This window comes from Rubellimicrobium roseum (genome assembly GCF_006152145.1).
Classification (GTDB): Bacteria; Pseudomonadota; Alphaproteobacteria; order Rhodobacterales; family Rhodobacteraceae; genus Rubellimicrobium; species Rubellimicrobium roseum.
Window position 1 is genome coordinate 21,993 of sequence record NZ_VDFV01000044.1, and the last position, 6,953, is coordinate 28,945.

Sequence of the window (6,953 nt, forward strand, 5' to 3'; positions counted from 1 at the left end):
GGAGGGCCGCACTTACGCGACCCTCCGGGGCGCGTTACTCGACCGCTTGGATGCGCTCGACGAGATCCTGGAGCTCCGGCGTGTTCGCGTACTTCTCGTAGACCGGCGCCATCGCGTCGATGAAGGGCTGCTTGTCGATCTCGTTGACCTGCGCGCCGTTGGCGATCACCTGTTCAAGCGCCGCCTTTTCCGCCTCGGCCCAAAGCTCGCGCTGCACCGCAACGCTGTCCTTCGCGGCTTGGCGGATGGTTTCCTGGTCTTCGGGCGAAAGCTGGTCCCAGCGGGTCTTCGACATTACAAGCACTTCGGGCACGATCAGGTGCTCGTCGAGGGTATAGTATCCCGCGACCTCCGCATGACCCGAGGTCTGATAGCTCGGCGGATTGTTCTCCGCGCCGTCGATCACGCCCGTCTCGATCGCGGAATAAACCTCGCCGTAGGGCATCGGGGTCGCATCGCCGCCGAGCGCGTCCACCATGTCGACGAACACGTCCGACTGCATGACGCGGAACTTCATCCCCTCGATGTCCTCGACCGATTCAATGGGCCGCTCGCTATTGTAGAAGGACCGCGCGCCGCTGTCATAGAAGGCCAAACCGACCAAGCCGTGCGGCTCGAAAGCGGCAAGGATCTCCTCCCCGATCGGACCGTCCATGACCTTGTGCATGTGCTCAGCGTCGCGGAAAATGTAGGGAAGCGACACCACCGCCGTCTCGGGGATCAGGTTGTTGAACGGCCCGAGGCTCACCCGATTCATGTCGATCACGCCGAACTGGGTCTGCTCGATGGTGTCCTTTTCCTCACCGAGCTGAGCCGAGTGGAAAACCTCGATCGTGATTCGGCCGCCGCTCCGCTCTTCGACGAGCTCGCCGACATGCTTGACGGCCTCCACGGTTGGATAACCGTCGGGATGGGTATCCGAAGAACGCAGCGTGATCTCCTGCGCAATCGTAGCAGTTGCGCCGGCGGCCATGACAGCCAGCGCGGCGACGGTCGTTCTCAGTGCTTTCATTGTTTCCTCCTCCCAGAAACGCAGATCAGAGCCGGTAGGCCTCCTTTGCCAACCGGTAGGTGAGATCGTGGGCGACCTCGAAGGCCTCGTCCTCCCGAAGCCGCCCGGAGGCGACCAAGGTGGCGAGGTAGGCGCAGTCCGACCGCCGCGACACGTCGTGGCGGGCCGGGATCGAACAGAAGGCGCGGGTGTCGTCGTTGAAGCCGACTGTATTATAGAATCCGCAGGTCTCTGTCGTTGTTTCCCGGAAGCGGCGGATGCCCTCCGGACTATCGAAGAACCACCATGGCGGCCCCAGACGCAGGGCCGGGTAGACGCCTGCGAGCGGCGCCAGATCGCGCCCGTAGGCGGTCTCGTCCAGGGTGAACAGGATGACCGTGAGCCTTGGCTCAAGCCCTACCGCCTCCAGGAGCGGGCGGAGCGCGGTCACGTAGTCTGTGGGCGTCGGGATGTCGAAGCCCTTGTCACGCCCGAACCGCTGGAGGACTTGGCTCGAATGGTTCCGCATGGAGCCCGGATGGATCTGGAGCACGAGCCCGTCGTCCAGGCTCATCCGCGCCATCTCGGTCAGCATCTGCGCCCGGAACGCCTCAGCGTCGGCGGACGAGGCTCCGCCCGGCCTCACCCGTTCGTAGAGCGCCGCGGCCTCCTTCTGCGGCAGGTCGAGCGTGCAGGCCGTGGGATGGCCGTGGTCGCTGCTCGTGGCGCCGAATTCCTTGAAGAAGGCCCGGCGTGCTCGGTGGGCGTTGAGATAGCCCTCCCAAGTCGAGGTATCGCAGCCAGTGATCCCGCCCAAGACCTCCAGGTTCTCCGCGAAGCCCGCGAAGTCCGGGTCCACCACCGCGTCGGGCCGGTAGGCGGTGATCACGCGCCCGCCCCACCCGCTCTCGCGGATCATGCGATGCCAGCGCAGGTCGTCGAGCGCACTTTCGGTGGTGGCCAGAACCTCGATCCCGAACCGCTCGAAGAGCGCACGAGGCCTGAACTCCGGCCGGGCGAGACAAGCATCGATGTGGTCATAGATCGCGTCGGCGTTCGCAGCCGTGAGCGGATCCTCGATGCCGAACACCGTCTCGCATGAATGGGCGAGCCACATCGCCGAGGGCGTTCCCCGCAGCAGGTGGATCTTCTCCGCAAAGCGGCGCCAGATCCGGCGGCCATCGGTCTCGACCGGGCCGCCATCCATGCGGGGCACCCCCAGATCCTCCAGCGCGACGCCTTGCGAGAACAGCATGCGGAACACGTAATGGTCCGGAACCACGAAAAGCTGGGCCGGATCGGGAAAGCGGGCGTTCTCGGCAAACCACCGCGGGTCGGTATGGCCGTGAGGGGACAGGATCGGCAGATCCGCGACCGCGTCATAGAGGGCCCGCCCGATCGCCTTTTCGGGCCCGGAGGTCGGCAGGAGGCGATCTGGGTCCAACAAAGCCGTGCAGCCTCTTCGAAAGTTCTAGCCAACGCTCTGACAGGCTAATATGCTAGTCTGCGAACTGTCAACGAGAATGAAATGACCTTCCGCACCGCTTCCGTCGAGCTGATCCCGCCGCCGAGGTTGACGGACCAGGTGTTCACCGCCCTTTACGACCGGATCGTTCAGCTGGAGTTGCTCCCAGGCACCAAGATCTCGGAAGGCGAGATTGCGGAGCAGTTCGACGTGTCGCGCCAGCCGGTCCGCGATGCGTTCTTTCGCCTTTCGCAGATCGGGCTTCTGATCATCCGACCGCAACGCGCCACGATCATCAGCCCGATCCAGGCCGAGGCGGTACTCCAGGCCCGCTACATTCGGACAGCCATCGAGGTCGAGACGATCCGGATTGCCGCGCAAGGCATGCCCGATCGTACTTTGGACGACCTAGACCGGCAGATCGAAGAGCAGGACAGCGCCGTCCGCCAAGGGGTGCGCCGCCTCTTCCATGATCTCGACGACAAGATGCACCGGACGATCTTCGAGGCGGCCGGCAAGGGCTTCGCTTGGGCGCTCGTTCGGGACAACAAGGCTCACATGGACCGGATCCGCTACATCAGCCTCGAGAACGGGGCGCAGCGGGCGTTCGACGAGCATCTCGGGCTCATGGAGGCGCTGAGGGCCCACAAGCCGGATCTGGCGGAAACTCGGATGCGAGAGCATCTGGGCCGCATCTCCGTGACCCTGGAAAAGGCGATCCGCGAGAGGCCCGAGTTGTTCCGGGCAACCTGATCCCGGCCAAGAGTTCGATTTTCCAATTGTTTCTGCGTCCGAGTTTGCATCGAAGCCGTCGGACCCGTTCCGCGGCAGTCCACTGAAGCAAAGCAGGGAACAACCGATGAGAACCCCGATCCTTACATACGGCGCGGCTTCAACCCTGGCCCTGGCCATGGGCTTGGCTCCGCTGGCGGGACATGCCCAGGACGCCGCCCCGGGTGAAGCTCCTGAGGTCTCCCGCCAGGAGGTCTTGGCCGCGATGAGCGAGGACACGCGATACATGGTCGAGGACGTGGCCGTGAACGGCGGCTACGTCTGGTCCTATCTGCCCGACATGTCCAAGCGCTGGGGCGAGATGGAGGCCTTCGAATCCATGGTCTGGGTCCAGCCGCCCGGCACCGCGACCATGGGCCATCTCTTCTTGGACGCCTACCATGCCACGGGCGACGAACTCTACTACGAGGCTGCCAAGGAGACCGCCGGCGCCCTGATTTGGGGCCAGACGGATGAGGGCGGCTGGAACTACATGTTCGACTTTGCAGGCCCCGCGTCTCTCCAGCGCTGGTACGACACGATCGGAAAGGCCGGCTGGCGGCTTGAGGAATTTCACCACAACTGGGAAAATGCCACCTTCGACGACGCTGGCACTGCCGAAGCGACGCAGTTCCTCCTGCGGGTCTATCTGGAGAAGCTTGATCCGACTTTTCGCCCGGCCTTGGACAAGGCGATCGACCTCGTCCTCGCGAGTCAGCAGCCGATGGGCACCTGGCCGCAGCGCTTCCCGGAGATCCAGCTCTGGGAGGGAGACTACACCTCCTATCCGACGCTGAACGACGACGTCGCGGCGGAGAACATGGAGACGCTGATCATGGCATGGCAGACCCTCGGCCGGCAGGACGTCCTTCCGGCGATCCACCGAGGCATGGATGCGTTCCTCCTGCTCCAGCAGGGCCCAGACCAGCCCGGTTTCTCGCTCCAGTACGACGCCAGCCTCAACCCGGTGGCGGCCCGCTCCTACGAGCCGCTCGCCCTCGCGACCCACACGTCCGCCAGCGCGCTCACGAAGCTCATGGACTTCTACGAGTTGACCGGTGACACGCGCTACCTCGCCCGGGTCGGCGAAGGGATTGCCTGGCTTGAACGCGTGCGCCTACCCGAGGACCAGTGGCAGGACGGCCGCCAATTCCCGACATTTATCGAGATCGGGACGGACCGACCGATCTACGTCCACCGCCGCGGATCAAACGCGGTGAGCGGCGAATACTACTGGGACTACAGCTCCGAGAACCTGCTTGGCCACTATTCCGGCCTGCGCGAGATCGACCTCGATGAGATGCGCGCCCGGTACGAGCGGCTGATGAACACACCGCCCGAGGAAGTCACCGCCAACTCGCCACTCAACCCCGAGAACGGGGTGGTCTTGCCCGAGTTCTTCACCCTTGGCGACATCGACGTCTCTGACCTGAACGCGAGTGGGCGCGAGCCGACCGAAGAGGTCGATGCGACCCAAGTCTCGGAACTGATCGGATCGCTCAACGAGGAGGGCTACTGGCCCACGGAGTTGGTCGCCACCAGCAATCCCTATGTCGGCGAGCCGCCGGTAGCGCCGTCCGAGGGTGACTTCGCCGGCACGCGGGTCGGCGACGCTTATGACACCTCGCCTTTCCTCACGGAGACGCCGATGACCGGCATCTCGACCTCGGCCTTCATCGAGAACATGGGCGCGCTGATCCGTTATCTCGACCAGATCGAATCCTGATCGTCGGGCAGAGCAAGAACCTGGAGGTCGGCCTTCTCGCGGGCCGATCTCGCACGTGCCAACAACTGGAGACGGAGCGTCACAACCCGGAGAGAGCGACGGACCCGCCCCGGACCCGTCTGCACGTGGTTGCGGAGAACGAGGCTGTTCAGGTGCTCCGGACATCGCGGGATTGTCGGCGCGATTGCAGCTCACCACGCAGGGGCTATTCTGCATCGGTCGTTCCAAGGATCTCAGGCCATGAAGCGGATTGCCATCTTCTGCGACGGCACCTGGAACACCGCCACCGATCCGTACCCGACCAACGTGTCTCTTCTCCGCCAGGCTCTCGACGCCACGGATGCACAGGGGCAGCCCCAGACAGACATTTACCAGCCTGGGGTCGGTGCGCAGGAGAACCTGACCGGCCTGCGCCGGCTGGCCGACCGCTGGGCCGGGGGAGTGACGGGCCGGGGCCTCGACACCAATATCATGGAGGCCTACCGCGACCTCGCGATGATCTACGAGCCGGGCGATGCCATCCACGTCTTCGGCTTCTCGCGCGGAGCCTACACGGCGCGATCGCTCGTGGGCCTGATCCGGTCGGCCGGCGTCCCGCCCGTGGACCACATACATCGTATTCCCGAGGCGATGACGCGCTACCGCATCCGAGGCGACCTCTGCACCCGGCCCTCGAATCCCGCGAGCTATCCGTTCCGCGCCGAGTTCGCCCCCTTCACTGCCACCGGCGCGGAGGAACTCACCTGGCGCAGACGCCACGGGAAAGGCAGCGCCGACGCGATCAAGCTTCGCATTGCGTATCTGGGTATCTGGGACACCGTCGGCGCCTTGGGTGTGCCGGGCTATTGGACGACCGCACCGATCTTCAACGAGCGTTACCAGTTCCACGATGCCGAGCTCAGCTCTATGGTCCGCGCTGCCCGCCATGCAGTCGCGGTTGACGAACGTCGGCAGGCGTTCGAGCCCACGCTCTGGACGAACGTCGACGAACTCAACCGCCAGGCGCTGAACCTTCCGCCCGAGGCCCTTCTTGCCGATATCTGCCGAGAGGAGCTGCCCTATCGGCAGGAATGGTTCCCAGGCGATCATGGCGCGGTGGGCGGTGGCGAGCGGCGTGGCCTTTCGGCCTATCCGCGGGCGTGGGTAGCCGAAGGCGCGTGGAAATCCGGGCTTGCCTTCAAGAGCGACGCCGTTGAGGGCTGGCGGCGGGAGCGCAACGTGATGGAACCGCTCGTCCATGTTGCGCCCCTCCTCTCGGCCAGCGCTGCCCTCCGGGTTCGGTCAGAGCCCCGGAAAGGTCCTTGCTCACCTCTAGAAGTGGCACCTGCGGTGTTCGACCGGATCCGGTCCGATGTGGGCTACCGGCCCCCGACCCTCAACCGGATATGGGACGACCTTCGGAGGCGGGACCGGATAGGCGACGTTTGCGGTGTCTGCATTGATGCCGCAGCTTGCGACGTGACCCGGATAAGGTCTTTTGCTTAGCCCGAGGCGCGGGCCGGGCAAAGAAAGTGGAGGAAGGCTGAGGGCGATCTGCAACGCCCGGAAGTTGCCCTCGGCCAAGGGAAGCTTCCGGTGTCTGATCCTACCTTCACAACGTCTTAGCGCCTATGCTGACAAAAGCTGAATCAATACAGCGCACCTCCCCGACCTGCGAAGCCATAGGGAAGTTTTCTGCTTCATCACTCGCCCCCAGCCATTGTCCGACGATCTGCGCGTCCGAGATGAAGGTTTTCTGGGCCCTGCCAGGCGGCGCACCTGTTGGCAGCCGCCTTGATTCGGGAACGGCCGCGCCGTGGCATAGGCAGACCCGCCTCGAATGAGACGCAGGCAGACTTAGGCCACCCGCCGACGTTGTTGCGCAACTCGGACTGAGGCCGAGCTATCCCCTCTGCAATTAGCTTCAAGCGACGCGGACGATCTCTGCTCGGGGTTGTTGCCCAATCTTGTGGGGGATGGTCGCGTAGGGGTTCGTGGCCCCTATCTGGGCCGCCATGAGC

At 64.6% G+C, this 6,953-nt stretch carries 5 protein-coding genes; 3 read left to right on the forward strand and 2 right to left on the reverse strand.

Features of this window, described 5'->3' with window-relative positions:
- Window positions 1-34 precede the first annotated feature (34 nt).
- Both FHG71_RS18750 and uxaC read right to left on the reverse strand, forming a co-directional pair.
- Entirely contained in the window at window positions 35-1,012 is a 978-nt protein-coding gene (locus FHG71_RS18750; RefSeq protein ID WP_139083230.1) for a TRAP transporter substrate-binding protein, read from the reverse strand.
- Between the two features lie 25 nt (window positions 1,013-1,037).
- Complete coding sequence (gene uxaC / locus FHG71_RS18755) at window positions 1,038-2,438, reverse strand: glucuronate isomerase (RefSeq protein ID WP_139083231.1); 1,401 nt, start codon at window positions 2,436-2,438, stop codon at window positions 1,038-1,040.
- 81 nt (window positions 2,439-2,519) lie between these two features.
- Between uxaC and FHG71_RS18760 the strand changes: the two genes are divergently transcribed.
- The 3 genes from FHG71_RS18760 to FHG71_RS18770 all read left to right on the forward strand — a co-directional run bounded on the left by FHG71_RS18760 (window position 2,520) and on the right by FHG71_RS18770 (window position 6,438).
- On the forward strand, window positions 2,520-3,209 hold the full coding sequence (locus FHG71_RS18760) for a GntR family transcriptional regulator (RefSeq protein ID WP_139083232.1): 690 nt from the start codon (window positions 2,520-2,522) through the stop codon (window positions 3,207-3,209).
- Between the two features lie 244 nt (window positions 3,210-3,453).
- A complete protein-coding gene (locus tag FHG71_RS18765) occupies window positions 3,454-4,953 on the forward strand; it encodes a pectate lyase (RefSeq protein ID WP_218014158.1) in 1,500 nt (499 codons plus the stop codon).
- A 240-nt stretch (window positions 4,954-5,193) separates the two neighbouring features.
- Entirely contained in the window at window positions 5,194-6,438 is a 1,245-nt protein-coding gene (locus FHG71_RS18770; protein WP_139083234.1) for a DUF2235 domain-containing protein, read from the forward strand.
- Window positions 6,439-6,953 lie beyond the last annotated feature (515 nt).